The sequence below is a fragment of the Paraburkholderia sp. J10-1 genome (genome assembly GCF_905220165.1).
Taxonomy (GTDB): Bacteria; Pseudomonadota; Gammaproteobacteria; order Burkholderiales; family Burkholderiaceae; genus Paraburkholderia.
Genome location: NZ_CAJMYW010000008.1, coordinates 354,723 through 379,552 on the forward strand (window position 1 = coordinate 354,723; position 24,830 = coordinate 379,552).

Below are 24,830 nucleotides of genomic sequence, written 5' to 3' on the forward strand. Positions count from 1 at the left end.
CTCCTGCTCAGATTTCCTTAGTGCGCGCGCGTCAGATACGCGTTGAACCCGTGATCGAGGTAGGCCGTGAGCGGCAGGTCGTCGCTCAGCATGGCCGCGTCGATATCGGCGAGTTCAGCGGTGCGTTGCTGATCTTCGAAGTACGCAATGGCAAAGAGGCCCGCCACGAGCGCCGCAAGCGGCCAGGCGAGCGCGAAGCGCGCGAACGCAGAACGGCGGCGCGCGGGCAGGTGCGCCGGCGCGCCGGACAGGCTGCCGACGCCGGCTGCGGCGAGCGACGGCGCGCGCACGAGCACGACCTCTGCCTTTTTCTGGGCGAGCGCGGTCTTGCGTGCGGCGGCGAGCCGGGCGGTGGTACCAGCGGGCAGGTTGGCGGCGCTCTCATCGAGCGCACGACGCATCTCCCGCACGAACTCTAGTTCTTTATTTTCGAGGGCGGAGCTCATAGCGTGATTCCTTTGGCCTTGAGCGCTTGCGCCAGCGTGTGGGTGGCCCGGGAGCAGTGCGTTTTCACGCTGCCTTCGGAGCAGCCCATTGCGGCGGCAGTCTCGGCGACATCCATATCCTCCCAGTAACGCATCAGAAACGCCTCCCGTTGACGTGCCGGTAATTTCTGGATCTCGTCGTCGATCATCTGGAGCACCTGAGCGCGCTCGATCTGCTGCTCGCTGCTTTCGGCGCCAGCCGTGCCCTGCTCGGCCTCGAAGGTCTCGAGGGGGTCGAACTCCTCGTCATCGGCGTTGCCGAGCGACGAAAACAGACTCACCCAAGTATTGCGTACTTTCTGCCGACGAAAATAGTCGTGCATCGTATTTTGCAAAATACGCTGAAAGAGCAGGGGGAGTTCTGCGGCCGGGCGGTCTCCGTATTTTTCCGCGAGCTTGATCATCGCGTCCTGCACGATGTCGAGCGAGGCGTCGTCGTCCCTTACGGCGTAGACCGTCTGCTTGAACGCGCGTCTTTCGACGCCCGCCAGAAAGTCGGCGAGTTCCTTGTCTGATGCCATCCGTTGCAGGGCGCCGCCGCCAGCGTACGCGTAATCGTTCGAAAAAAGTCGTAAAACTCGCGGATCCTAGCAAATTTTCGCGCCGGCAGGGTAGCAGGAAGGCTGTGAGAATGCTTCGCATCATAGAGGTGCATGCCTTCGTGGTGCCCCTGTCGGCTCCTGGCCGGGCCGCGAGGCGTGCGCGATGTCGCAACGTTCGTGCCTGCGTTCTCAATATTTGCTTGACCGAAAGGCATCGAGCCGCTATCTTCGACGGTTCGCAACATAAGTGACTTGTCTCAATTCGGATGTGGCCCAAGAAGCTCATCTGTCAACTGGACGCGCCGCTTGAACCCGAGCCACAAGCCCGGCAGAGAGCACCCGATCAATTTTTTGCCGAAAATTCGAAAGGTGAATGATGAATATGCCCAGCGCGGAATTCTCCACGTCGGTCCCCCCTTCGCAAGAATCTGACCCTCAAGGCAACACCCAATCCATCGGCGGAACCGTGCTGATGAAGGCGCTCGCCGACGAGCAGGTCGAATTCATCTGGGGCTACCCCGGCGGCTCGGTACTCTACATCTACGACGAGCTGTACAAGCAGGACAAGATCCAGCACGTTCTCGTGCGCCACGAACAGGCAGCCGTGCACGCGGCCGACGCCTATGCGCGTTCGACCGGCAACGTCGGCGTGTGTCTCGTGACCTCGGGACCTGGCGTCACCAATGCGGTGACGGGCATCGCGACGGCCTATATGGACTCGATCCCGATGGTGATCATCAGCGGCCAGGTGCCTACCGCCGCGATTGGTCAAGACGCCTTCCAGGAGTGCGACACGGTCGGCATCACGCGTCCCTGCGTGAAGCACAACTTCCTCGTGAAGGACGTGCGCGACCTCGCCGCTACCGTCAAGAAAGCTTTCTACATTGCGCGCACCGGCCGTCCCGGCCCCGTGCTGATCGACATTCCGAAGGACGTGTCGAAGACGCCGTGCGCGTATGAACCGGTGAAGAACGTTTCGCTGCGCTCGTACAACCCGGTCACCAAGGGCCACTCGGGGCAGATCCGCAAGGCGGTTTCGCTGCTCCTCTCGGCCAAGCGTCCGTATATCTACACCGGCGGCGGCATCATCCTCGCCGATGCGTCGCGCGAACTGAACCAGTTCGCCGATCTGCTCGGCTACCCGGTCACGAACACGCTGATGGGTCTGGGCGGCTACCGCGCAAGCGACCGCAAGTTCCTCGGCATGCTCGGCATGCACGGCACCTACGAAGCGAACATGGCGATGCAGCACTGCGACGTGCTGATCGCGATCGGTGCGCGCTTCGACGACCGTGTGATCGGCGACCCGGCGCACTTCGCCTCGCGTCCGCGCAAGATCATTCACATCGACATCGACCCGTCGTCGATCTCGAAGCGCGTGAAGGTCGATATCCCTATCGTCGGCGACGTCAAGGAAGTGCTCAAGGAGCTCATCGAGCAGCTTCAGCACGCCGAACACGGTCCGGATACGGCCGCGCTGGCCGACTGGTGGAAGGACATCGAAGGCTGGCGCGAGAAGAACTGCCTGAAGTTCGACCGTTCGAGCGACATCATCAAGCCGCAGTACGTGGTGGAAAAAGCGTGGGAGCTCACGGGCGGCAACGCGTTCGTGTGTTCGGACGTGGGCCAGCACCAGATGTGGGCCGCGCAGTTCTATCGCTTCAACCAGCCGCGCCGCTGGATCAACTCCGGTGGTCTCGGCACCATGGGCTTCGGCCTGCCGGCGGCGATGGGCGTGAAAATGGCGCACCCGGACGACGACGTGCTGTGCATCACGGGCGAAGGCTCGATCCAGATGTGCATTCAGGAGCTGTCGACCTGCAAGCAGTACGACACGCCCGTGAAGATCATTTCGCTGAACAACCGCTACCTCGGCATGGTCCGCCAGTGGCAGCAGATCGAATACAGCAAGCGCTATTCGCATTCGTACATGGATGCGCTGCCTGACTTCGTGAAGCTCGCCGAAGCGTATGGCCACGTCGGCATGCGGATCGAAAAGACCGCGGACGTCGAGCCGGCGCTCAAGGAAGCGCTGCGTTTGAAGGACCGCACGGTGTTCCTCGATTTCCAGACCGACCCTTCCGAAAACGTCTGGCCGATGGTTCAGGCCGGCAAGGGCATCACTGAGATGCTGCTCGGCTCGGAAGACCTGTAACGGTATTTGCCATGGCGCCGTTTCAACCTCACGCGGCGCGCGTCCACACAAGGGGCGCGCGGGTTCGCGGGGAAGGGCGGCAGCCTCGTCAACCTGGATAAATCGCGGATCACACCATGAGACACATTATTTCCGTTCTGCTGGAAAACGAGCCGGGCGCGCTCTCGCGCGTGGTCGGCCTCTTCTCCGCACGCGGCTACAACATTGAAACCTTGACGGTGGCGCCGACCGAAGACCGTTCGCTGTCGCGCATGACCATCGTTTCCATTGGCTCGGACGACGTGATCGAACAGATCACGAAGCATCTGAACCGCCTGATCGAGGTGGTGAAAGTGGTCGACCTTACCGAGGGCGCCCACATCGAGCGCGAGCTGATGCTGATCAAGGTAAGGGCGGTCGGCAAGGAACGTGAGGAGATGAAGCGGATGGCGGATATTTTCCGCGGCCGCATCATCGACGTCACCGAAAAGACCTACACGATCGAACTGACGGGCGCGAGCGACAAGCTCGACGCGTTCATCGAAGCGATCGATGCGACCGCGATTCTCGAAACCGTTCGTACGGGCGGCTCGGGCATTGGGCGCGGAGAGCGCATTCTGAAGGTGTGACCCGACCACAGTCGATCTTGCACCGGAACTTGACCGGATGCGTAACCTTAGAGAACGCATCCGGTGCAGCAAAAGCTAACAGCAGTACCGAAATTCACCAGACTCTCGCCAAGGAACCAACATGAAAGTTTTCTACGACAAGGACGCCGATCTCTCCCTCATCAAGGGCAAGCAGGTCACGATCATCGGTTACGGCTCGCAAGGCCACGCACACGCGCTGAACCTGAAGGACAGCGGCGTGAACGTCACGGTCGGTCTGCGCAAGAACGGCGCATCGTGGAGCAAGGCTGAGAACGCCGGCCTGCAGGTCAAGGAAGTGGCCGAAGCGGTGAAGAACGCCGACGTCGTCATGATGCTCCTGCCCGACGAGCAGATCGCCGATGTCTACGCGAAGGAAGTCCACGCGAACATCAAGAACGGCGCAGCGCTCGCATTCGCGCACGGCTTCAACGTGCACTACGGCCAGGTGATCCCGCGCGCCGACCTCGACGTCATCATGATCGCCCCGAAGGCGCCGGGCCACACGGTTCGCGGCACGTACTCGCAAGGCGGCGGCGTGCCCCACCTGATCGCTGTCCACCAGGACAAGTCGGGCGCAGCACGTGACATCGCGCTGTCGTACGCAGCGGCGAACGGCGGCGGCCGTGCCGGCATCATCGAAACGAACTTCCGCGAAGAAACCGAAACCGACCTGTTCGGCGAACAAGCCGTGCTGTGCGGCGGTACGGTCGACCTGATCAAGGCTGGCTTCGAAACGCTGGTGGAAGCCGGCTACGCGCCGGAAATGGCGTACTTCGAGTGCCTGCACGAACTCAAGCTGATCGTCGACCTGATCTACGAAGGCGGCATCGCCAACATGAACTACTCGATCTCGAACAACGCCGAGTACGGCGAGTACGTGACGGGCCCGCGCGTCATCACGGCCGAGACGAAGAAGGTCATGAAGGAAGTCCTGAAGGACATCCAGACCGGCGAATACGCAAAGAGCTTCATCCTCGAAAACAAGGCCGGCGCGCCGACGCTGCAATCGCGTCGCCGTCTTGGCGCCGAGCACCAGATCGAAGTGGTCGGTGCGAAGCTGCGCGCGATGATGCCGTGGATCGCAGCGAACAAGCTCGTCGACCAGTCGAAGAACTAATCTGACGGTTCGAATCTGATTGTGCGTGCGGTTTTGTACCCTCGCAGAACAGATTGATCCGAATCGGACCCGAAAAAGCCGCCCAGGTGGGATGAACCCTGGGCGGCTTTTGCTATCCTACGGTTTTTAAAATAACAGCGAAGCCACCATGAATTACCCCCATCCGATCATCGCGCGCGAAGGCTGGCCGTTCATCGCCATTGCGGCCGTCGTGGCGCTCTTGATCCATGCGGTCGCAGGCTTCGGACTCGCATGGCCTTTCTGGCTGATCCTGATCTTCGTCGTTCAGTTCTTCCGCGATCCGCCGCGCCCGATCCCGAGCCAGGCCAATGCCGTGCTGTGCCCGGCCGACGGCCGCATCGTCGCCGTGGAAACCGCGCACGACCCGTATGCAAACCGTGAAGCGCTCAAGATCAGCGTGTTCATGAACGTCTTCAATGTGCACTCGCAGCGTTCGCCCGTGGATGGCGCCGTCGCCAAGGTCGAGTACTTCCCGGGCGCGTACCTGAACGCCGCCATCGACAAGGCTTCGACCGAGAACGAGCGCAACGCCGTGGTCCTGACGATGGCCGACGGCACGACCGTCACCTCGGTGCAGATCGCGGGCCTCATCGCGCGCCGCATTCTCTGTTACGTGCGTGCCGGCGAGCCGCTTTCGCGCGGCCAGCGTTATGGCTTCATCCGCTTCGGTTCGCGCGTCGACGTCTACCTGCCCGTGGGCAGCCGCCCGCGTGTGTCGATCGGCGAGAAGGTGTCCGCCTCGTCGACGATCCTCGCCGAACTGCCGACCCAATCGGCATAAAGGAGGGCTGCGATGGCCGGATTCAAACAGCGTCGACCCCGTAACCCTGCAGGCGCACCGCTGCCGCGGCCGTTCCGGCGCAACAAGGCCGTGCAGGAGCCCTTGGGCGTCGCCGCGAACCGGCGCGCGGCGCGCCAGGAGTTCCTGAAGAAGCGCGGCATCTACCTGCTGCCCAACGCGTTCACCACGGCGGCGCTCTTCTGCGGCTTTTTCGCGGTCGTGCAGGCCATGAACGTGCGCTTCGAGGTGGCGGCCATCGCGATTTTCGTGGCGATGGTGCTCGACGGCATGGACGGGCGCGTGGCGCGCATGACGCACTCGCAGAGCGCGTTCGGCGAGCAGTTCGACAGCCTTTCGGACATGGTGTCGTTCGGCGTCGCGCCTGCGCTCGTGATGTACGAGTGGGTGCTCAAGGATCTCGGGCGCTGGGGCTGGCTCGCGGCTTTCATCTACTGTTCGGGGGCGGCGCTGCGCCTTGCGCGCTTCAACACGAATATCGGCGTGGTGGACAAGCGCTTCTTCCAGGGCATGCCGAGCCCGGCAGCGGCCGCGCTGATCGCCGGCTTCGTCTGGCTCGCCACCGACAACCGCGTGCCCGTGAAGCTCTCGTGGCTGCCCTGGGTGGCCTTCGTGCTGACGATCTACGCGGGCGTGACGATGGTGTCCAACGCGCCGTTCTACAGCGGCAAGGCGCTGGATGTGCGCCATCGCGTGCCGTTTGCGGCCACGCTGCTCGTGGTGGTGGCGTTCGTGCTGGTGTCGTCCGATCCGCCATTGATGCTGTTCGGCCTCTTTGTGCTCTACGGGCTTTCGGGCTATGTGTTCTGGGCCTGGCAGGCCGTGCGCGGACGCTCGAATCCGGCGCGTTCTTCACCGCGCGAGCGGTAGAGCGGGGGGCGGGAATGCCATAAAGAGGGCTGCGCGCGAGCGCGGCCCTTTTTCTTTTTGCACTCGCCCGCGCTGGTCTGCCTATAGCGGCCCTCTCCAATTGCGCTATCGGCGGATTCCGGCTATAGTCGGCGGCATGGACACCATCCAGTTCCCCCTCTTTTCTCTTCAAGCCGGCGCGCGACTAAGCACGCTAGCGCTAGCGCGCCTGCCGCGCTGATCTCGCTCGCCCTCCGTAAGCCTCGTTCATTGTCAGCGTCGCCATCGGTGGCGCGAACACCCAAAATCCGTTTTAGACACTGAACAAGTCCCCCTGGAGACCCGAAATGGCAGCAGACAAGCTCATCATCTTCGATACGACGTTGCGTGACGGCGAGCAGTCGCCTGGTGCGTCGATGACGAAGGAAGAGAAAATCCGCATCGCGAAGCAGCTCGAGCGCATGAAGGTCGACATCATCGAAGCTGGCTTCGCGGCCAGCTCGAACGGCGACTTCGACGCGATCCACACGATCGCCGGCATGGTGAAGGACAGCACGATCTGTTCGCTCGCCCGTGCGAATGACAAGGACATCCAGCGCGCCGCCGACGCACTCAAGCCCGCCGACCACTTCCGCATCCACACGTTCATCGCCACCTCGGCGCTGCACATGGAGAAGAAGCTGCGCATGTCGCCCGAGCAGGTGCTCGAGCAGGCGAAGCTGGCGGTGCGCTTCGCTCGCAAGTTCACGAACGACGTGGAGTTCTCGCCCGAAGACGGCAGCCGCTCGGACATGGATTTCCTGTGCCGCGTGCTCGAGGCCGTGATCAACGAAGGCGCGACGACGATCAATATCGCCGATACGGTCGGCTACGGCATTCCCGAGCTGTACGGCAACCTCGTGAAGACGCTGCGCGAGCGCATTCCGAATTCGGACAAGGCGGTGTTCTCGGTGCACTGCCACAACGACCTCGGCATGGCCGTGGCGAACTCGCTGGCCGGCGTGCAGATCGGCGGCGCGCGCCAGGTGGAGTGCACGATCAACGGTCTCGGCGAGCGCGCGGGCAACACGTCGCTCGAAGAAATCGTGATGGCCGTGAAGACCCGCAAGGACTACTTCGGCCTCGATCTCGGCATCGACACCACGCAGATCGTGCCGGCTTCGAAGCTCGTTTCGCAAATCACCGGTTTCGTCGTGCAGCCGAACAAGGCCGTGGTCGGCGCAAACGCGTTTGCGCACGCCTCGGGCATTCACCAGGACGGCGTGCTCAAGGCGCGCGATACCTACGAAATCATGCGCGCGGAAGACGTGGGCTGGAGCGCGAACAAGATCGTGCTCGGCAAGCTCTCGGGCCGCAACGCGTTCAAGCAGCGCCTGCAGGAACTGGGCATCGCGCTCGACAGCGAAGCCGAGTTGAACAACGCGTTCGCGCGCTTCAAGGAACTGGCCGACCGCAAGGCCGAAATCTTCGACGAAGACATCATCGCGATCGTCACGGAAGAGTCGGCGCAGGCGCAGGATCAGGAGCACTTCAAGTTCATCTCGCTTGCGCAGCACTCGGAAACGGGTGAGCGTCCGCACGCGCGCGTCGTGTTCTCGGCCGACGGCAAGGAAGTGACCGGCGAAGCCGCGGGCAACGGTCCGGTGGACGCCACGCTCAACGCCATCGAAACCGAAGTGGGCAGCGGCTCGGAGCTTCTGCTGTACTCGGTGAACGCGATCACGACGGGCACCCAGGCGCAGGGCGAAGTGACGGTGCGCCTCTCGAAGGCCGGCCGCATCGTCAATGGCGTGGGCACCGATCCGGATATCGTTGCTGCTTCGGCGAAGGCGTATATCTCGGCGCTCAACAAGCTTTACTCGGGCGACAAGGTCAATCCGCAGCGCTCGGAAGCGGTGTAAGCGCAGGCGGGGCGCTTAGCCTCGCTGCACGTCTTTACGTCGCTACGCCAACGAGGCAATGAAAAACCCCCGGGCTCGCAAGAGCGCGGGGGTTTTGTCTTGCTGCGGCGGGAGCAACGCGATCAGAACATGCTGCGTCGATCCGGGTCGTGCAGCGGATCGGGCGTCTTCTGCGTGAGCCTCAGAATGCCCTGGTCGTCGAAGTAGAAGCTATAGAGCATGTACCAGACGTTGTCTTCGAGGTAGCGGTAGGTCCACGCTTCCTTTTTCATCAGCGGGAAGTAGGAGGTCTCGACCGGGCGGCCGAAGTTCACCAGCACATCGGAGCGCGTCCATTTGCCGATCTCCGCGCGATAGAACTCGTTGGGCTGCAACACCTGGCGCACGTTCACGACGCGGCCGTTGGCGTCGATGTCGGCGGCCGTGGTGGTTTCGCCCATTGGCTGGGTCGGCCACATCAGGCGCTTGCCGCCGTCAGGCAGGTCGTAGGTTTCAGCCGGTGGGCCGAAACGGGCGATTACGGACTGTGCGTCGTCGCCCGCATGGAATTGCTGCCACGGCTGCGCGCAGCCGGCGAGCGCAAGTGCGCCCACGCCCGCGAGGAGGGCGAGACGCAGGCGGCTCGAGGCGAGGCGCACGGGCGTGGCGAGCGAGGTGGATAGGCGCGTGAACATGATGTCCCCCGATGGCAAGGTTCCAATGACCGCGGTGTATGTGGAACCGTTATTTTGACACGGCGCGACGCGCTCGCGGGCCGGGCCTGTCCGGTCAAGCGGTGGATCGCGGCCTTGCCGCCGCACCGCCTCGCGGCCTATGATCCGCGCTTCGAATGACAATCGGGCTGGCATCAAAAAATGAGAGAAAAGCGCATAACGGCACGCATGGCGCGTGCGGCAGCGGCCATGCTCACCATCGCGGCGATGGCGGCAGGGCTCGCGAGCGCAAACGGCGCACAGGTGGACGAGACGCCGACCGGCAAACCGATCCAGCTCGCGCTCATCGAAGGCATGTCCGGCCCGTTCGCGGACGCGGGCGCAGCTGTCGAGCGCAACCTGCGCTTCGGCGTGGAGCGGGTCAACGCGAGCGGCGGTGTCGCGCTGCGTGACGGGCGGCATCCGCTCGAACTGGTCACGCTCGACAGCAAGGGCAGCCCCGAGGCGGCGCTCGTGCAGCTGCGCATGGCGCAGGACCGCCGCATCGGCTATGTCATGCAGGGCAACAGCTCGGCGGTGGCGGCGGCGCTCGTGACGGCCATCGATCGCCAAAACGAGCGCGATCCGCAGAACCGTCAGATCTTCCTGAACTATTCCGCCGACGATCCCGCGCTCACGAACGCGAATTGCAGCTTCTGGCACTTCCGCTTCGACGCGCACGCGGGCATGCGCATGGACGCGCTAGCAGACGTCATCGCCGCGGACAAGTCGGTGAAGAAGGTGTATCTGCTCAACCAGGACTACAGCTTCGGCCACGACGTGAGCACGCTTGCTCGCGCCGCGCTCGCGAAGGACCGCCCGGACATCGCCATCGTCGGCGACGAGTTTCATCCCATCGGCCGCGTGAAGGACTTCGCGCCGTACATCGCGAAGATTCGCGCCGCGGGCGCCGATGCTGTCATCACCGGAAACTGGGGCAACGACCTCACGCTGCTCGTGAAGGCCGCGCGCGAGCAGGGGCTCGACGCGAAGTTCTACACGTTCTACGGCAACAGCCTCGGCGCGCCGGCGGCCCTGGGCGATGCGGGCGTGAAGCGCGTGATCGCGGTGGCCGACTGGCATCCGAACGTGGGCGGCGCGGCCTCCGATGCGTGGTACAAGGCGTTCCGCGCGCGCTACCCCGCGGCCAGGGACGACTACCCGGTGCTGCGCATGTCGATGATGGTGGAGATGCTCGCGCAGGCCATGACGAAGGCCGGCACGGCCGACCCCGAGGCGGTCGCGAAAGCGCTGGAAGGCATGCGCTTCAAAGGCGAGGAGGCCGGCTTTCACCCCATGTGGATGCGCGCAGACGATCACCAGGCGATTCAGCCCCTTTATGTCATGGAAATGGACAAGCAGGGCACGCCCGGCGTGCGTTTCGACAACGAAGGCGCAGGCTACGGCTTTCGCACGGTGCTGGCGCTGCCCGCGGAGCGCACCGTGCCCGCCACGGTCTGCCAGATGAAGCGGCCTTGACGGCGCGCCTTACAAGCGGGTTCGCGGCAAATCGGGGCTGTGCTACAATACGCCCCTTGCTGCGAACCCGCGGCAAGCAATCGTAGTGAGAACCAAGCCACGGCACGGCCTTTCTTCCGTGACCGCTCGTTTGTTTTAAAGGAAAAGCAAAATGTCCGTAGCAGATATCAAGAAGTCCGACGTCGTCGCGCAATTCGCGCGCGGCACCAACGACACGGGATCGCCCGAAGTTCAGGTTGCGCTCCTGACGTCGCGTATCAACGAACTGACCTCGCACTTCAAGTCGCACGCGAAGGATCACCACAGCCGCCGCGGTCTGCTGCGCATGGTGAGCCGCCGCCGTAAGCTGCTCGACTACCTGAAGGGCAAGGACGCCGACCGTTACCGCGCGCTCATCGAAAAGCTGGGTCTGCGTAAGTAATCGGAAGGTCTTCCGCAAAGATGCCTGTGTCAGTTCCGCTGATGCAGGCATTTTGTTTTTGAACGGTGCGCTTCATGCTGCTTTTCAAGTCGTCTTGATGCGATAAACGCCGGTTCGAAAACATCAGGCAACACCACGTAGCACCAGCAGTACAAGCAGCAGGGCCGGGCCACGGGGCAGAGCTTTGTGTCATTCCAGCAGATCGTGAGCGGCGATGCGCCGCAACCTCGCGCTTCGCTGGAATGGCATAACACTCCTCTTCCTGCGCGGTGCCGGAGCCTGTCTTGCCGCATCGTCCGCGTGTGCGGGCGGTGCATAACAAATGAGTAAGGAGTGAGTGACCATGACCATGTTCAATAAAGTCGTGAAGGAATTCAAATGGGGCCAGCACAACGTGCGCCTCGAAACGGGTGAAATCGCCCGTCAGGCCAGCGGTGCTGTCATCGTCGACGTCGAAGACACCGTCGTGCTCGCGACCGTCGTCGGCGCGAAGACCGCCAAGCCGGGTCAGGACTTCTTCCCGCTCACCGTCGACTACATCGAGAAGACCTATTCGGCCGGCAAGATCCCGGGTGGCTTCTTCCGCCGTGAAGGCCGTCCGTCGGAAGGCGAGACGCTGATCTCGCGCCTGATCGACCGCCCGCTGCGTCCGCTCTTCCCGGAAGGCTATTACAACGAAGTCCAGGTCGTTATCCACGTCCTGTCGATCAACCCGGAAATCCCGGCTGACATCCCCGCGCTGATCGGCGCGTCGGCTGCGCTGGCCATTTCGGGTCTGCCGTTCAACGGCCCGGTGGGCGCCGCACGCGTGGCCTACATCAACAACGAGTACGTGCTGAACCCGACGCGCGCGCAGATCAAGGACTCGCGCCTCGACCTCGTCGTGGCCGGTACCGAGCGTGCGGTGCTGATGGTGGAATCGGAAGCCGACCAGCTGCCGGAAGACGTGATGCTCGGCGCGGTCGTGTTCGGCCACGAGCAAATGCAAACCGCCATCGACGCGATCCACGAACTGGTGCGTGACGGCGGCAAGCCCGAGTGGGACTGGACGCCGGCGCCGAAGGACGAAGCGCTCATCGCGCGCGTCACGGCTATCGCCAACGACAGCCTGCTCGCCGCTTACCAACTGCGCGACAAGCAACAGCGTTCGACCAAGCTGAAGGAAGTCTACGCAGCCACGTCGGCCAAGCTCGAAGAAGAAGCCGCTGCGGCCGGCACGACGGCGGCCGACAAGGCCACGGTCGGCAACATCGTGTTCGACCTCGAAGCGAAGATCGTCCGTTCGCAGATCCTGAACGGCGAGCCGCGTATCGACGGCCGCGACACGCGCACCGTGCGCCCGATCGAGATCCGCACGGGCGTTCTGCCGCGTACCCACGGTTCGGCGCTGTTCACGCGTGGCGAAACGCAGGCGCTGGTCGTGGCGACGCTCGGCACCAAGGGCGACGAGCAGATCATCGACGCGCTCGAAGGCGAGTACCGCGACCGCTTCATGCTCCACTACAACATGCCTCCGTTCGCGACCGGCGAAACGGGCCGCGTGGGTTCGCCCAAGCGCCGTGAAATCGGCCACGGCCGTCTGGCCAAGCGCGCGCTCGTCGCGTGCCTGCCGAGCGCCGAAGAGTTCGGCTACTCGATCCGCGTGGTCTCGGAAATCACCGAGTCGAACGGTTCGTCGTCGATGGCTTCGGTGTGCGGCGGCTGCCTCGCGCTGATGGACGCCGGCGTGCCGATGAAGGCGCACGTCGCGGGCATCGCGATGGGCCTGATCCTCGAAGGCAACAAGTTCGCCGTGCTGACCGACATCCTCGGCGACGAAGATCACCTCGGCGACATGGACTTCAAGGTGGCGGGTACGGAAGCTGGCGTAACCGCGCTGCAGATGGACATCAAGATCCAGGGCATCACGAAGGAAATCATGCAGGTCGCCCTCGCGCAAGCGAAGGAAGGCCGTATGCACATCCTCGGCAAGATGACCTCGGCGGTGTCGGGCGTGAACACGGAGCTGTCGGCGTATGCTCCGCGCATGATCACCATCAAGATCAACCCGGAAAAGATCCGCGACGTGATCGGCAAGGGCGGTTCGGTGATCCGCGCGCTGACCGAAGAAACCGGCACGACGATCGACATTTCGGACGACGGCGTCGTGACCATCGCTTCGACGTCGAGCGAAGGCATGGCCGAAGCGAAGAAGCGCATCGAGAACATCACGGCCGAAATCGAAGTGGGCCAGGTGTACGAAGGCGCGGTCCTCAAGCTGCTGGACTTCGGCGCGATCGTGAACCTGCTGCCGGGCAAGGATGGTCTGCTGCACATCTCCGAGATCGCCAACGAGCGTATCAAGGACATCAACGACTATCTGAAGGAAGGCCAGGTCGTGAAGGTCAAGGTCATCCAGACGGACGAGAAGGGCCGCGTGCGCCTGTCCGCCAAGGCGCTGCTCAACGAGCAGGCGAATGGCGCACCGCAGGGCGAGCCGCAGCAGTAAGGCAGTAAGCTCCAACGGCCGGCAGCGTGCATAACGCGCCGGCCGTTTTTCATGACAATGAGGATGAATGGCAGTGCGCACACGTCAATCGCGCCGCATGCGTACTGCCATTCAGATGGAGGCGCCCAGATTGGGGCGCGAGGCGCTGAGGAGACGCGAGATGAAGGCTGTCGAGATTACGGAATTCGGTGCGCCGGACGTGCTCAAGCTGGCCGAACGGCCAACCCCTGAGCCGAAGGCCGGCGAGGTGCTGATCAAGGTGAGCGCCTCGGGCGTGAACCGTCCCGACGTGTTCCAGCGCAAGGGCTCGTATGCGCCTCCGCCGGGCATTTCCGACCTGCCGGGGCTCGAGGTCGCGGGCGAGATCGTTGGCGGCTCGATCGATGAGAAGAACAATCCGTTCGGGCTGAAGATTGGCGACCGGGTGTGCGCGCTGATCGCCGGCGGCGGTTACGCCGAATACGCGGTTGCGCCGCTCGGGCAATGCCTGCCGGTGCCGAAGGGGCTCACGGATGTCGAGGCGGCCTCGCTGCCCGAAACCTTCTTCACGGTCTGGAGCAACGTATTCCAGCGCGCCTACCTCGGCCAGGGCGAGGGCGGCGAAAACGAGACGCTGCTCGTGCAAGGCGGCTCGAGCGGCATCGGCGTGACGGCGATCCAGATCGCGCATGCCCTTGGCTTTCGCGTGTTCGCCACCGCAGGTTCCGACGACAAGTGTCATGCCTGTGAGGCGCTTGGCGCCGACCGCGCCATCAACTACCGCACCAGCGATTTCGTCGAGGTCGTGAAGGCGCTCACGAACGACCGCGGCGTGGATGTGATTCTCGACATGGTCGCCGGCGGCTATGTGGCGCGCGAGCTTTCCGCGCTCGCGACCGGTGGCCGCATCGTGCTGATCGCGACGCTCGGCGGCTCCAAGGCCGAACTCAACATGGGCGAGATCCTGCGCCGCCGGCTCACGGTGACCGGTTCGACACTGCGCGCACGCTCGGTGGAGTTCAAGGCGCAGATTGCTCAGGAACTCAAGGCGAAGGTCTGGCCCCTCATCGAAGAGGGTCGTATCAAACCCGTCGTGTTCCGCGTATTTCCGGCCGCGCAGGCCGCCGAAGCCCATGCGTTGATGGAAAGCAGCGAGCATATCGGCAAGATCATGCTCGACTGGAGCAGCGCGGCCTGACGGCATATCGGCGCGGGCGAATCGCTCGCGCTTGATTTTTCGGGATTTTTTTCGCGTATTTTTTGTGTGTCACAGGCGGGGCGGTTTGACCCGCCTGGATTTCACGCAGTAAAATTATGTGTTTTGCGTCCGCTTTTAACAGCAACCGGAACAATGACGAAACAACGATCGAAGCTCGTAGTCGGTAACTGGAAGATGCATGGCCGCCTCGCGGCCAATGCGGCACTGCTGGAAGGCGTTGCGCGCGGTGCGCAGGCGCTGGCCCCGGACGTGCATGTCGGTGTGTGTGTGCCGTTTCCGTATCTCGCGCAGGCGCAGGCGCTGCTCGGCGGCAGCCGGGTTCAGTGGGGTGCGCAGGACGTTTCGGCGCACGAGCAGGGTGCCTATACGGGCGAGGTCGCGGCAGGCATGATCGCCGACTTCGAATCGGCTTTTGCGATCGTTGGTCACTCGGAACGTCGCGCTTATCACGGCGAAAGCTCCGAACTCGTCGCCGTGAAGACGCAGCGCGCGCTGGCGGCGGGCCTCACGCCTATCGTCTGCGTGGGCGAGACGCTCGAAGAACGCGAATCGGGTGCAACCGAGCGCGTGGTCGGCGCACAGATCGATGCGGTGCTGGCCGTGCTGCCGGTTGAAGAAGCGGCGCGTATCGTCGTCGCTTACGAGCCGGTCTGGGCGATCGGCACGGGCAAGAGCGCAAGCTCGGAGCAGGCCCAGCAGGTGCATGCGTTCCTGCGCGCGCGCCTCGCCGCCAAGGGCGCGCAAGTGGCGGACGTGCCGCTGCTCTACGGCGGCAGCGTGAAGCCGGAAAATGCGGCGGAGCTCTTCCGTCAGGCCGACATCGACGGTGGCCTGATCGGCGGTGCGTCGCTCAAAGCGGGTGATTTCCTTGCGATCTGCGCGGCCGCTACGGCGGGCGCCAGCGTCGCGAGCTAAAGGCTTGCGCACGAAGCATTCGAAATAAAACGCGTCGTGCGGGCTGCTAATGCGTTTGCTCCGGGAGGGGCGGGCGTTCAACCAGGACTCAGGTGAGTGTGATGCTGTATTTGAAAACGTTGATTATCGTCGTCCAGCTTCTGTCGGCGCTCGGGGTGATCGGCCTCGTCTTGCTGCAGCACGGCAAAGGCGCGGACATGGGTGCCGCTTTTGGCAGCGGCGCGTCGGGCAGCCTGTTCGGCGCGAGCGGTTCCGCGAACTTCCTTTCGCGTACTACCGCAGTTCTCGCAACGGTGTTTTTCGTATCGACCCTTGCGTTAACTTACCTGGGGTCGTATCATGCGAAGCCTTCGGCGGGCGTGCTTGGCGCTTCGGTTCCAGCCCCGGCGCAGGTGAATTCGGCCTCGGTGCCAGCTGCTTCGGCGGCGGTTGCATCGGCTCCTGGCGCGACCGCCGCGGCGGCGGCTTCGCCGGCTGCAGCAGCCTCGCAACCGGGTAACGACGTTCCGAAATAAATTTGAAAAACTTGTTTTGTGCGTTGAACAAAGAACGGAAACAAGTTAGAATCTAAGTCTTGAAGCGATTCGCGGGTTGCAATAATTGTTGTCCCGGATTGCATGCAGTGCCGACGTGGTGAAATTGGTAGACACGCTATCTTGAGGGGGTAGTGGCGAAAGCTGTGCGAGTTCGAGTCTCGCCGTCGGCACCAATGTTATCTAAAAAATGCCAGCCGCTTGCTTCAGCTTCGGCTGGCATTTTTGCTTCTTACGTCGTGTTCGTTTTCTGTTCGCAGCGCGAAGTACGTGAAGTGATTCCCGCGGAGCGATGCAAGTTCCAGCGGAACCTCAGAACCAACCGATATAGAGGATAGCCTTGAACCTCGCTGCCTATTTCCCCGTCCTTCTGTTCCTCCTCGTAGGTCTTGGTCTGGGCGTAGCGCTAGTGACGATCGGCAAGGTCCTCGGTCCCAACCGACCAGACAGCGAAAAAAATTCGCCGTACGAGTGCGGCTTCGAAGCCTTCGAAGACGCCCGAATGAAGTTCGACGTACGCTACTACCTGGTCGCCATTCTTTTCATCATCTTCGACCTCGAAACCGCGTTCCTGTTTCCGTGGGGTGTGGCCCTGCGCGATATCGGCTGGCCGGGCTTTCTGTCGATGATGCTGTTTCTGCTCGAATTCCTGCTGGGCTTTGCCTACATCTGGAAGAAGGGCGGTCTCGACTGGGAATAATGGGTTAATCGCCGGATTGTATGGGCGGCACTGCGGGGAAACTGTGGGCTGTCCGTCTGGAGTGGAAAGCACATGAGTATCGAAGGGGTCTTGAAGGAAGGGTTTGTCACCACCACGGCTGACAAGCTGATCAACTGGACGCGCACCGGCTCGCTGTGGCCGATGACGTTCGGTCTGGCGTGTTGCGCGGTCGAGATGATGCACGCGGGCGCGGCCCGTTATGACCTTGACCGTTTCGGCGTGGTGTTCCGTCCGAGCCCGCGTCAGTCGGACGTCATGATCGTCGCCGGCACGCTGTGCAACAAGATGGCGCCCGCGCTGCGCAAGGTCTACGACCAGATGGCCGAGCCGCGCTGGGTCATTTCGATGGGGTCGTGCGCCAACGGCGGCGGCTACTACCACTATTCGTATTCGGTCGTGCGCGGCTGTGATCGCATCGTGCCGGTCGACGTTTATGTGCCGGGATGCCCGCCGACAGCGGAAGCCCTGGTCTACGGGGTGATCCAGTTGCAGGCGAAGATTCGCCGCACCAGCACCATCGCCCGTCAATAAAGGCCGCGTGCCTCCCCACAATATGGCAAGCAAACTCGAGACCCTGAAAGCGAACCTCGAAGCGGCCCTTGGCGCGCGCATCGTCAGCCTCACCGAGGCGCTCGGCGAACTGACGCTCGTCGTCAAGGCAGGCGAATCCCTCGCGGTGGCCAAGGAGCTGCGCGACAATCCCTCGCTGCGCTTCGAGCAACTGATCGACCTGTGCGGCGTCGACTATCAGACCTTCGGTGACGGCGCATGGGAAGGCCCGCGCTTCGCCGCGGTGTCGCATCTGCTCTCGCTCGCGAACAACTGGCGCGTGCGTCTGCGCGTGTTCGCGCCGGACGACGAAGTGCCTATCGTGCCCTCGCTCGTCGAGATCTGGAATTCGGCCAACTGGTACGAGCGCGAGGCGTTCGACCTGTTCGGCATCGTCTTCGAAGGCCACCCCGACCTGCGCCGCATCCTGACCGACTACGGTTTCATCGGCCACCCGTTCCGCAAGGACTTCCCGGTTTCGGGCTATGTCGAAATGCGTTACGACCCGGAGCAGAAGCGCGTGGTCTACCAGCCCGTCACGATCGAGCCGCGCGAGATCACGCCGCGTGTGATCCGCGAAGATCGCTACGGCGGTCTGAAGAAACACTAAGAGGGTCGCATGTCAGAGATCAAGAACTACACGCTCAACTTCGGCCCGCAGCACCCGGCAGCGCACGGTGTGCTGCGCCTCGTGCTCGAGCTCGACGGTGAAGTGATCCAGCGCGCCGATCCGCACATCGGTCTGCTGCATCGCGCGACGGAAAAGCTCGCCGAAAGCAAGACGTTCATCCAGTCGGTGCCGTACATGGACCGTCTCGACTACGTGTCGATGATGGTCAACGAGCACGGCTATGTACTTGCCATCGAAAAGCTGCTCGGCATCGAAGTGCCGATTCGCGCGAAGTACATCCGCGTGCTGTTCGACGAAGTCACGCGCGTGCTGAACCACCTCATGTGGATCGGCTCGCATGCACTCGACGTCGGCGCGATGGCGGTGTTCCTCTACGCGTTCCGCGAGCGCGAAGACCTGATGGACGTCTACGAGGCGGTCTCGGGCGCGCGCATGCACGCGGCTTACTATCGTCCGGGCGGCGTGTATCGCGATCTGCCGGACGCCATGCCGCAATACAAGGCGTCGAAGATCCACAACGAGAAGGCGCTCGCCCGCATGAACGAGGCGCGCCAGGGCTCCGTGCTGGACTTTATCGACGACTTCTTCACGCGCTTCCCGGGTTGCGTCGACGAGTACGAAACGCTCCTCACCGACAACCGTATCTGGAAGCAGCGTCTGGTCGGCATTGGCGTGGTGAGCCCAGAGCGCGCCATGCAGCTGGGTCTCACGGGCGCGATGCTGCGCGGTTCGGGCATCGAGTGGGATCTGCGCAAGAAGCAACCGTATGAAGTCTACGACCAGATGGACTTCGACATTCCGGTGGGCGTGAACGGCGACTGCTACGACCGCTATCTCGTGCGCGTCGAAGAAATGCGCCAGTCCACACGCATTGCGAAACAGTGCATTGAGTGGCTGCGCAAGAATCCGGGCCCCGTGATGATCGACAATCACAAGGTTGCGCCGCCTTCGCGCGTGAACATGAAGTCGAACATGGAAGAGCTGATTCACCACTTCAAGCTCTTTACGGAAGGCTTCCACGTGCCCGAAGGCGAGGCGTACGCTGCCGTCGAACATCCGAAGGGTGAATTCGGCATCTACCTGGTGTCAGATGGTGCGAACAAGCCTTATCGTCTGAAGATCCGTGCGCCGGGTTATGCCCACCTGTCCGCGCTCGATGAAATGGCGCGCGGCCACATGATTGCCGACGCGGTCACGATCATCGGCACACAGGACATCGTGTTCGGTGAGATTGATCGCTAAGCAGCAAACTGGCAGTGCGCCCGGTGAAGAAGGGCGCTCTGCGAAATACCGGGAACGCCACGTCCGTCGCAGCGAGCAGGTTGGCTAACGCGCGGCGGGTGTTTGTGTGGCGGGAATAGAAACGGTAGGAATTGAAAGAGTCGTGTCTGAAAATGATCTCAGCTGAAGGCCTGAAAGAAATCGATCGCGCGTTGACGAAGTACCCCGCCGATCAGCGACAGTCCGCCGTGATGGCGGCTTTGGCCGTGGCTCAAGAAGAGCATGGCTGGCTGTCCCCCGAAATCATGCAGTTCGTGGCCGAGTACATCGGCATGCCGCCTGTCGCGGTCCAGGAAGTTGCCACGTTCTACACGATGTTCGAGACGAGGCCTGTCGGCAAGCACAAGATCACGCTCTGTACGAATCTGCCGTGCCAGCTCGGCCCGGAAGGCGGCTCGGAAAGCGCCGCCGAATACCTGAAGCAGAAGCTCGGTATCGACTTCGGCGAAACCACGCCCGACGGCAAGTTCACCTTGAAAGAAGGTGAGTGCATGGGCGCCTGCGGCGATGCACCGGTGATGCTCGTGAACAATCACCGCATGTGCAGCTTCATGAGCCGCGCGAAGATCGACCAGCTGCTCGAGGAGCTTTCGAAATGACTTCGTTGCACGACCGTCACATCAAACCGCTGATTCTCGCGGGCCTCAACGGCGAGAACTGGCATCTCGAAGACTACGTCGCGCGCGGCGGCTACAAGCAGCTGCGCCGTATTCTCGAAGAAAAGATTCCGCCCGAGCAGGTGATCGCCGACGTGAAGGCGAGCGGTCTGCGCGGCCGCGGCGGTGCGGGCTTCCCGACGGGCCTGAAGTGGAGCTTCATGCCGCGCCAGTTCCCGGGGCAGAAGTATCTCGTCTGCAACTCGGACGAGGGTGAGCCGGGCACGTTCAAGGACCGCGACATCCTGCGCTGGAATCCGCATAGCGTGATCGAAGGCATGGCCATCGGCGCGTACGCGATGGGCATCACCGTGGGCTACAACTACATCCACGGCGAAATTTTCGAGGTGTATCGCCGCTTCGAGGCTGCGCTGGAAGAAGCGCGCCAGGCGGGCTATCTCGGCGACAACATTCTCGGCACGGACTTCTCGTTCCAGCTGCACGCTCACCATGGCTATGGCGCGTACATCTGCGGCGAGGAAACCGCGCTGCTGGAGTCGCTCGAAGGCAAGAAGGGCCAGCCGCGCTTCAAGCCGCCGTTCCCGGCGAGCTTCGGCGTGTACGGCAAGCCCACGACGATCAACAACACCGAGACCTTCGCCGCGGTGCCGTTCCTGCTGACCGTGGGTCCGCAAACGTACATGGAGCTCGGCAAGCCGAACAACGGCGGCACGAAGATCTTCTCGATCTCGGGCGACGTGGAGCGTCCGGGCAACTACGAGATCCCGCTCGGCACCCCGTTCGCGACGCTCATGGAGCTCGCCGGCGGTGTGCGCGGCGGCAAGAAGCTGAAGGCTGTGATTCCGGGCGGCTCGTCGGCGCCGGTCATTCCGGGCGACCTGATGATGCAGACCGACATGGACTATGACGCCATCGCCAAGCAGGGCTCGATGCTCGGCTCGGGCGCGGTCATCGTCATGGACGAAACGCGTTGCATGGTGCGCTCGCTGCTGCGCCTCTCGTACTTCTATTACGAAGAGTCGTGCGGCCAGTGCACGCCGTGCCGCGAAGGCACGGGCTGGCTGTATCGCGTGGTGAACCGCATCGAGCACGGCGAGGGCCGCCAGGAAGACCTGGACCTGCTGAACTCGGTGGCCGGCAACATCATGGGCCGCACGATCTGCGCGCTCGGCGACGCGGCAGCCATGCCGGTGCGCGGCATGCTCAAGCACTACTGGGACGAATTCGAATATCACGTGCACAACAAGCGTTGTCTCGTCGGCGGTCATGCCGGCTCGCACGCGGCCTCGGAAACGGTGGCCGCCTAAGGGGCGAAGGACAGTGTGTTGTGTTCGAACCGCGTAGCACGACGCAACGGGGTAGACCGCTGTGAAATTGAGCGGCAACAGGTTAGGGACGATTAACCATCATGGTTGAACTTGAAATAGACGGCAAGAAGGTGCAGGTGCCCGAGGGCAGCATGGTGATCCAGGCTGCTCAGCGCGTGGACACGTACATCCCGCACTTCTGCTATCACAAGAAGCTGTCCATCGCGGCCAACTGCCGGATGTGTCTCGTCGATGTCGAGAAGATGCCGAAGGCCGTGCCCGCGTGCGCGACGCCGGTGTCGCAAGGCATGGTCGTGCGCACCATGTCGGACAAGGCTGTGCAGGGCCAGCAAGCCGTGATGGAATTCCTGCTGATCAACCACCCGCTCGACTGCCCGATCTGCGATCAGGGCGGCGAATGCCAGCTTCAGGATCTGGCCGTCGGTTACGGCAAGTCCGCCTCGCGCTACAGCGAAGAAAAGCGCGTGGTGTTCCACAAGAACGTCGGTCCGCTCATCTCGATGGAAGAGATGTCGCGCTGCATCCACTGCACGCGCTGCGTGCGCTTCGGCGACGAAATCGCCGGCGTGATGGAGCTGGGCATGCTCGGCCGCGGCGAGCACTCGGAAATCACCTCGTTCGTCGGCAAGACGGTCGACTCGGAACTCTCGGGCAACATGATCGACCTGTGCCCGGTCGGCGCGCTCACGAGCAAGCCGTTCCGCTTCTCGGCGCGTACGTGGGAACTGTCGCGTCGCAAGTCGGTAAGCCCGCATGACGCGACGGGTGCGAACCTCGTCGTGCAGGTGAAGAACAACCGCGTGATGCGCGTGCTGCCGTTCGAGAACGAATCCATCAACGAATGCTGGATCTCGGACAAGGACCGCTTCTCGTATGAAGGCCTGAACAGCGAAGAGCGTCTCACGCGCCCGATGATCAAGCAGGGCGGTGAGTGGATCGAGACCGACTGGCAGACCGCGCTGGAATACGTCGTCAAGGGCATCAAGGGCATTTGCGACGAGCACGGCGAGAACCAGCTTGCGCTGCTCGCAAGCCCGCACAGCACGCTCGAAGAACTGTATCTCGCGAAGCAGTTCGCGGACGCGATCGGCACGCCGAACGTCGACTTCCGCCTGCGTCAGAGCGACTTCTCGGCGCCGCTGGAAGGCGCGCCGTGGCTCGGCACGAAGATCGCCGAACTCTCGTACGCCGACTCGGCGTTCGTGATCGGCTCGTTCCTGCGCCGCGATCACGCGCTGTTCGCCGCGCGTCTGCGCCAGGCCGCGAAGGGCGGTGCACAGGTCAGCTTCCTGCAAGCCACCGCTGACGGCTCGTTGATCCCGAACGCGCAGCGCATCGTCGCCGCGCCCTCGGCATGGCTCGACGAACTTGCTGCAATCGCAGCGGCTGTTGCGCAAGCGAAGGGCGTTGCGCTGCCGGAAGGCTTCGCGGGCGCACAGGCTACCGAAGCCGCGAAGCAAGTTGCCGCCTCGCTCGCAAGCGGCGAGCGCCGCTACGTGCTGCTTGGCAACGCCGCGGTGCAGCATCCGGAATTCTCGCGCCTGCATGCCGCTGCGCAGTTCATCGCCGAAACGACGGGCGCGACGCTTGGCTTCCTCACGGAAGCCGCCAACACGGTTGGCGCGCACATTGCCGGCGCACTGCCGGGCCGCGACGGCCTGAACGCACGCGAAGCGTTCGAGCAGCCGCGCAAGGGCTATCTGCTTTTCAACGTCGAACCGGAGTTCGACACGGCAAACCCGGCAGCCGCGCGCGCCGCGCTCGCGCAGGCCGAAATGGTCGCCGTGTTCTCGCCGTACAAGACGGGCCTCGACTACGCCGACGTGCTGCTGCCCATCGCGCCGTACACGGAAACCTCGGGTACGTTCATCAACGCCGAAGGCACGGCTCAGACGTTCAACGGCGTCGTGCGCCCGCTCGGCGACACGCGTCCGGCGTGGAAGGTCCTGCGCGTGCTCGGCACGCTGCTCGGCGCGAAGGGCTTCGAGTACGACACGGCTGAAGAAGTGCGCCGCAAGGCAATCGGCGACGGCAGCTTCGAAGGCCGTCTGTCGAACAAGGCCAGCGCTACGATTGCGCGCGGCAGCCTCGCGAAAGCCGCGGAAGGCCGCTTCGAACGCATCGCCGACGTGCCGATTTACCACGCCGATCCCATCGTGCGCCGCGGCGAAGCGCTGCAGCTCACCACGGCTGCCCGCGTGGCGAACGCGATCGGCCTGCCGGCGGCATACTTCGACCAGCTCGGCCTGAAGGAAGGCGACGCCGTGCGCGTGCGCCAGGGCGATCTGTCGGTGACGGCGCCTGCAACGCGCGATGCGAATCTTGCGCCGACGGTGGTGCGCGTGTCGGCGGCGACGCCTGCCGGTGCGCAACTCGGCAGCCTGTTCGGTGAACTGCTGGTGGAGAAGGCGTAAATGAGCTTGTTCGATACGATCAATGCAGGCGGCAGCCAGCTGCTCGGCGTGGCCTGGCCCACCGTGTGGGCGCTGGTGCGCATTCTCGTCGTCGCGGTGGTGATCCTGCTGTGCGTCGCGTACCTGATCCTCTGGGAGCGCAAGCTGATCGGCTGGATGCACGTGCGTCTCGGTCCGAACCGCGTGGGCCCGGCAGGTCTGCTGCAGCCGATCGCCGACGTGCTGAAGCTGCTCCTGAAGGAAGTGATTCAGCCCGCGCAGGCAAGCCGCTGGATCTACATGGTCGCGCCGATCATGGTGGTGGTGCCGGCGTTCGCGGTCTGGGCGGTGATTCCGTTCCAGGCGGGCGCGGTGCTCGGCGACATCAACGCGGGCCTGCTCTACGCGATGGCGATCTCGTCGATCGGCGTCTACGGCGTGATTCTCGCGGGCTGGGCCTCGAACTCGAAGTACGCGTTCCTCGGCGCCATGCGCGCCGCGGCGCAGATGGTGTCGTACGAAATTTCGATGGGCTTCGCGCTCGTCGTCGTGTTGATGGTGTCGGGCAGCCTGAATCTTTCGGTGATCGTCGAAGGCCAGATGCGCGGCATGTTCGCGAGCTGGGGCATCACGTTCCTCTCGTGGAACTGGCTGCCGCTCTTGCCGATGTTCGTCGTCTACTTCATCTCGGGCCTTGCCGAAACGAACCGCCACCCGTTCGACGTGGTGGAAGGGGAGTCGGAAATCGTCGCGGGTCACATGATCGATTACTCGGGTATGGCGTTCGCGCTGTTCTTCCTCGCCGAGTACATCAACATGATCGTGATCTCGGCGCTCGCCTCGGTGCTGTTCCTCGGCGGCTGGAGCGCTCCGTTCGCGTTCCTCGACTTCATCCCGGGCGTGTTCTGGCTGGTGCTGAAGGTCTTCTGCCTGCTGTCGGTTTTCATCTGGGCCCGCGCGACGTTCCCGCGCTATCGCTATGACCAGATCATGCGTCTCGGCTGGAAGGTGTTCATTCCGGTGTGCATCGTGTGGCTGATCGTGGTCGGCTTCTGGTACATGTCGCCGTTGAGCATCTGGAAATAA

General features: G+C 63.2%; 23 protein-coding genes and 1 tRNA gene. 21 read left to right on the forward strand and 3 right to left on the reverse strand.

Translation table 11 applies throughout. The features are described 5' to 3' along the window. Positions 1 to 17: 17 nt before the first annotated feature. Together U5A65_RS25065 and U5A65_RS25070 are read right to left on the reverse strand one after the other, a co-directional pair. Positions 18 to 446 (reverse strand): DUF3619 family protein, encoded by a 429-nt coding sequence (locus U5A65_RS25065; RefSeq protein ID WP_321914679.1) that lies wholly within the window; start codon positions 444 to 446, stop codon positions 18 to 20. After that, a complete protein-coding gene (locus tag U5A65_RS25070) occupies positions 443 to 1,006 on the reverse strand; it encodes an RNA polymerase sigma factor (protein WP_069265288.1) in 564 nt (187 codons plus the stop codon). The genes U5A65_RS25065 and U5A65_RS25070 overlap by 4 nt, the downstream gene beginning before the upstream one ends. 397 nt (positions 1,007 to 1,403) lie before the next feature. Here U5A65_RS25070 and U5A65_RS25075 point away from each other — a divergent pair, with 397 nt between their 5' ends. From U5A65_RS25075 to U5A65_RS25100, 6 genes are all read left to right on the forward strand, one after another. Continuing rightward, entirely contained in the window at positions 1,404 to 3,182 is a 1,779-nt protein-coding gene (locus U5A65_RS25075; protein ID WP_321914771.1) for an acetolactate synthase 3 catalytic subunit, read from the forward strand. Positions 3,183 to 3,298: 116 nt separating this feature from the next. Next, complete coding sequence (gene ilvN, locus U5A65_RS25080) at positions 3,299 to 3,790, forward strand: acetolactate synthase small subunit (protein ID WP_027795483.1); 492 nt, start codon at positions 3,299 to 3,301, stop codon at positions 3,788 to 3,790. A gap of 121 nt (positions 3,791 to 3,911) precedes the next feature. Further along, the gene (gene ilvC, locus U5A65_RS25085) at positions 3,912 to 4,928 is read left to right on the forward strand and encodes a ketol-acid reductoisomerase (protein ID WP_028205689.1); all 1,017 of its coding nucleotides are present in this window, start codon (positions 3,912 to 3,914) and stop codon (positions 4,926 to 4,928) included. A 148-nt stretch (positions 4,929 to 5,076) separates the two neighbouring features. Then, a complete protein-coding gene (locus U5A65_RS25090) occupies positions 5,077 to 5,730 on the forward strand; it encodes a phosphatidylserine decarboxylase (RefSeq protein WP_028205688.1) in 654 nt (217 codons plus the stop codon). Between the two features lie 12 nt (positions 5,731 to 5,742). Then, positions 5,743 to 6,618 carry a CDP-diacylglycerol--serine O-phosphatidyltransferase gene (gene pssA, locus U5A65_RS25095; protein WP_321914678.1) on the forward strand — a complete coding sequence of 292 codons (876 nt, stop codon included), beginning with the start codon at positions 5,743 to 5,745 and terminating at the stop codon, positions 6,616 to 6,618. A gap of 326 nt (positions 6,619 to 6,944) precedes the next feature. Next, positions 6,945 to 8,498: a 2-isopropylmalate synthase gene (locus tag U5A65_RS25100; protein ID WP_321914676.1), complete on the forward strand. Its 1,554-nt coding sequence runs from the start codon at positions 6,945 to 6,947 to the stop codon at positions 8,496 to 8,498. A 122-nt stretch (positions 8,499 to 8,620) separates the two neighbouring features. On the opposite strand, the gene U5A65_RS25105 is transcribed toward U5A65_RS25100, so the two are convergent. Further along, complete coding sequence (locus tag U5A65_RS25105) at positions 8,621 to 9,172, reverse strand: hypothetical protein (protein WP_321947954.1); 552 nt, start codon at positions 9,170 to 9,172, stop codon at positions 8,621 to 8,623. 246 nt (positions 9,173 to 9,418) lie between these two features. On the opposite strand from U5A65_RS25105, the gene U5A65_RS25110 reads away from it, so the two are divergent. From U5A65_RS25110 to nuoH, 15 genes are all read left to right on the forward strand, one after another. Then, positions 9,419 to 10,669, forward strand: coding sequence for a branched-chain amino acid ABC transporter substrate-binding protein (locus U5A65_RS25110; RefSeq protein WP_415765576.1), 1,251 nt, complete (start codon positions 9,419 to 9,421; stop codon positions 10,667 to 10,669). Between the two features lie 151 nt (positions 10,670 to 10,820). After that, positions 10,821 to 11,090: a 30S ribosomal protein S15 gene (gene rpsO / locus U5A65_RS25115; protein ID WP_042271770.1), complete on the forward strand. Its 270-nt coding sequence runs from the start codon at positions 10,821 to 10,823 to the stop codon at positions 11,088 to 11,090. A gap of 343 nt (positions 11,091 to 11,433) precedes the next feature. Continuing rightward, positions 11,434 to 13,578: a polyribonucleotide nucleotidyltransferase gene (gene pnp / locus U5A65_RS25120; protein WP_321914673.1), complete on the forward strand. Its 2,145-nt coding sequence runs from the start codon at positions 11,434 to 11,436 to the stop codon at positions 13,576 to 13,578. Between the two features lie 160 nt (positions 13,579 to 13,738). Next, entirely contained in the window at positions 13,739 to 14,755 is a 1,017-nt protein-coding gene (locus U5A65_RS25125) for an NAD(P)H-quinone oxidoreductase (RefSeq protein ID WP_254343192.1), read from the forward strand. Between the two features lie 153 nt (positions 14,756 to 14,908). Next, complete coding sequence (gene tpiA / locus U5A65_RS25130) at positions 14,909 to 15,691, forward strand: triose-phosphate isomerase (protein WP_321947955.1); 783 nt, start codon at positions 14,909 to 14,911, stop codon at positions 15,689 to 15,691. A gap of 101 nt (positions 15,692 to 15,792) precedes the next feature. Continuing rightward, positions 15,793 to 16,206, forward strand: a complete 414-nt coding sequence (gene secG, locus U5A65_RS25135) for a preprotein translocase subunit SecG (RefSeq protein WP_321947957.1) — start codon at positions 15,793 to 15,795, stop codon at positions 16,204 to 16,206. Between the two features lie 109 nt (positions 16,207 to 16,315). Beyond that, positions 16,316 to 16,400 (forward strand) — tRNA-Leu (locus U5A65_RS25140). Between the two features lie 164 nt (positions 16,401 to 16,564). After that, entirely contained in the window at positions 16,565 to 16,924 is a 360-nt protein-coding gene (gene ndhC, locus U5A65_RS25145; RefSeq protein ID WP_321914670.1) for an NADH-quinone oxidoreductase subunit A, read from the forward strand. Between the two features lie 72 nt (positions 16,925 to 16,996). After that, entirely contained in the window at positions 16,997 to 17,476 is a 480-nt protein-coding gene (locus U5A65_RS25150; protein WP_027819582.1) for a NuoB/complex I 20 kDa subunit family protein, read from the forward strand. 22 nt (positions 17,477 to 17,498) lie between these two features. Beyond that, entirely contained in the window at positions 17,499 to 18,104 is a 606-nt protein-coding gene (locus tag U5A65_RS25155) for an NADH-quinone oxidoreductase subunit C (protein ID WP_321914668.1), read from the forward strand. Between the two features lie 9 nt (positions 18,105 to 18,113). After that, positions 18,114 to 19,367 (forward strand): NADH-quinone oxidoreductase subunit D, encoded by a 1,254-nt coding sequence (locus tag U5A65_RS25160; RefSeq protein WP_133182092.1) that lies wholly within the window; start codon positions 18,114 to 18,116, stop codon positions 19,365 to 19,367. A gap of 152 nt (positions 19,368 to 19,519) precedes the next feature. Further along, a complete protein-coding gene (gene nuoE, locus U5A65_RS25165; protein ID WP_321914667.1) occupies positions 19,520 to 20,005 on the forward strand; it encodes an NADH-quinone oxidoreductase subunit NuoE in 486 nt (161 codons plus the stop codon). Continuing rightward, the gene (gene nuoF, locus U5A65_RS25170) at positions 20,002 to 21,330 is read left to right on the forward strand and encodes an NADH-quinone oxidoreductase subunit NuoF (RefSeq protein ID WP_321914666.1); all 1,329 of its coding nucleotides are present in this window, start codon (positions 20,002 to 20,004) and stop codon (positions 21,328 to 21,330) included. Before nuoE ends, nuoF begins: the two co-directional genes overlap by 4 nt. Positions 21,331 to 21,431: 101 nt before the next feature. Next, the gene (gene nuoG / locus U5A65_RS25175) at positions 21,432 to 23,765 is read left to right on the forward strand and encodes an NADH-quinone oxidoreductase subunit NuoG (protein WP_321947959.1); all 2,334 of its coding nucleotides are present in this window, start codon (positions 21,432 to 21,434) and stop codon (positions 23,763 to 23,765) included. Further along, positions 23,766 to 24,830, forward strand: coding sequence for an NADH-quinone oxidoreductase subunit NuoH (gene nuoH / locus U5A65_RS25180; protein ID WP_321914663.1), 1,065 nt, complete (start codon positions 23,766 to 23,768; stop codon positions 24,828 to 24,830).

Coding starts and splice junctions, on each gene's coding strand:
- U5A65_RS25065 (WP_321914679.1), bottom strand. CDS start 446: ATGAGCTCCGCCCTCGAAAATAAAGAACTAGAGTTCGTGCGGGAGATG.
- U5A65_RS25070 (WP_069265288.1), bottom strand. CDS start 1,006: ATGGCATCAGACAAGGAACTCGCCGACTTTCTGGCGGGCGTCGAAAGA.
- U5A65_RS25075 (WP_321914771.1), top strand. CDS start 1,404: ATGAATATGCCCAGCGCGGAATTCTCCACGTCGGTCCCCCCTTCGCAA.
- ilvN (WP_027795483.1), top strand. CDS start 3,299: ATGAGACACATTATTTCCGTTCTGCTGGAAAACGAGCCGGGCGCGCTC.
- ilvC (WP_028205689.1), top strand. CDS start 3,912: ATGAAAGTTTTCTACGACAAGGACGCCGATCTCTCCCTCATCAAGGGC.
- U5A65_RS25090 (WP_028205688.1), top strand. CDS start 5,077: ATGAATTACCCCCATCCGATCATCGCGCGCGAAGGCTGGCCGTTCATC.
- pssA (WP_321914678.1), top strand. CDS start 5,743: ATGGCCGGATTCAAACAGCGTCGACCCCGTAACCCTGCAGGCGCACCG.
- U5A65_RS25100 (WP_321914676.1), top strand. CDS start 6,945: ATGGCAGCAGACAAGCTCATCATCTTCGATACGACGTTGCGTGACGGC.
- U5A65_RS25105 (WP_321947954.1), bottom strand. CDS start 9,172: ATGTTCACGCGCCTATCCACCTCGCTCGCCACGCCCGTGCGCCTCGCC.
- U5A65_RS25110 (WP_415765576.1), top strand. CDS start 9,419: ATGGCGGCAGGGCTCGCGAGCGCAAACGGCGCACAGGTGGACGAGACG.
- rpsO (WP_042271770.1), top strand. CDS start 10,821: ATGTCCGTAGCAGATATCAAGAAGTCCGACGTCGTCGCGCAATTCGCG.
- pnp (WP_321914673.1), top strand. CDS start 11,434: ATGACCATGTTCAATAAAGTCGTGAAGGAATTCAAATGGGGCCAGCAC.
- U5A65_RS25125 (WP_254343192.1), top strand. CDS start 13,739: ATGAAGGCTGTCGAGATTACGGAATTCGGTGCGCCGGACGTGCTCAAG.
- tpiA (WP_321947955.1), top strand. CDS start 14,909: ATGACGAAACAACGATCGAAGCTCGTAGTCGGTAACTGGAAGATGCAT.
- secG (WP_321947957.1), top strand. CDS start 15,793: ATGCTGTATTTGAAAACGTTGATTATCGTCGTCCAGCTTCTGTCGGCG.
- U5A65_RS25150 (WP_027819582.1), top strand. CDS start 16,997: ATGAGTATCGAAGGGGTCTTGAAGGAAGGGTTTGTCACCACCACGGCT.
- U5A65_RS25155 (WP_321914668.1), top strand. CDS start 17,499: ATGGCAAGCAAACTCGAGACCCTGAAAGCGAACCTCGAAGCGGCCCTT.
- U5A65_RS25160 (WP_133182092.1), top strand. CDS start 18,114: ATGTCAGAGATCAAGAACTACACGCTCAACTTCGGCCCGCAGCACCCG.
- nuoE (WP_321914667.1), top strand. CDS start 19,520: ATGATCTCAGCTGAAGGCCTGAAAGAAATCGATCGCGCGTTGACGAAG.
- nuoF (WP_321914666.1), top strand. CDS start 20,002: ATGACTTCGTTGCACGACCGTCACATCAAACCGCTGATTCTCGCGGGC.
- nuoG (WP_321947959.1), top strand. CDS start 21,432: ATGGTTGAACTTGAAATAGACGGCAAGAAGGTGCAGGTGCCCGAGGGC.
- nuoH (WP_321914663.1), top strand. CDS start 23,766: ATGAGCTTGTTCGATACGATCAATGCAGGCGGCAGCCAGCTGCTCGGC.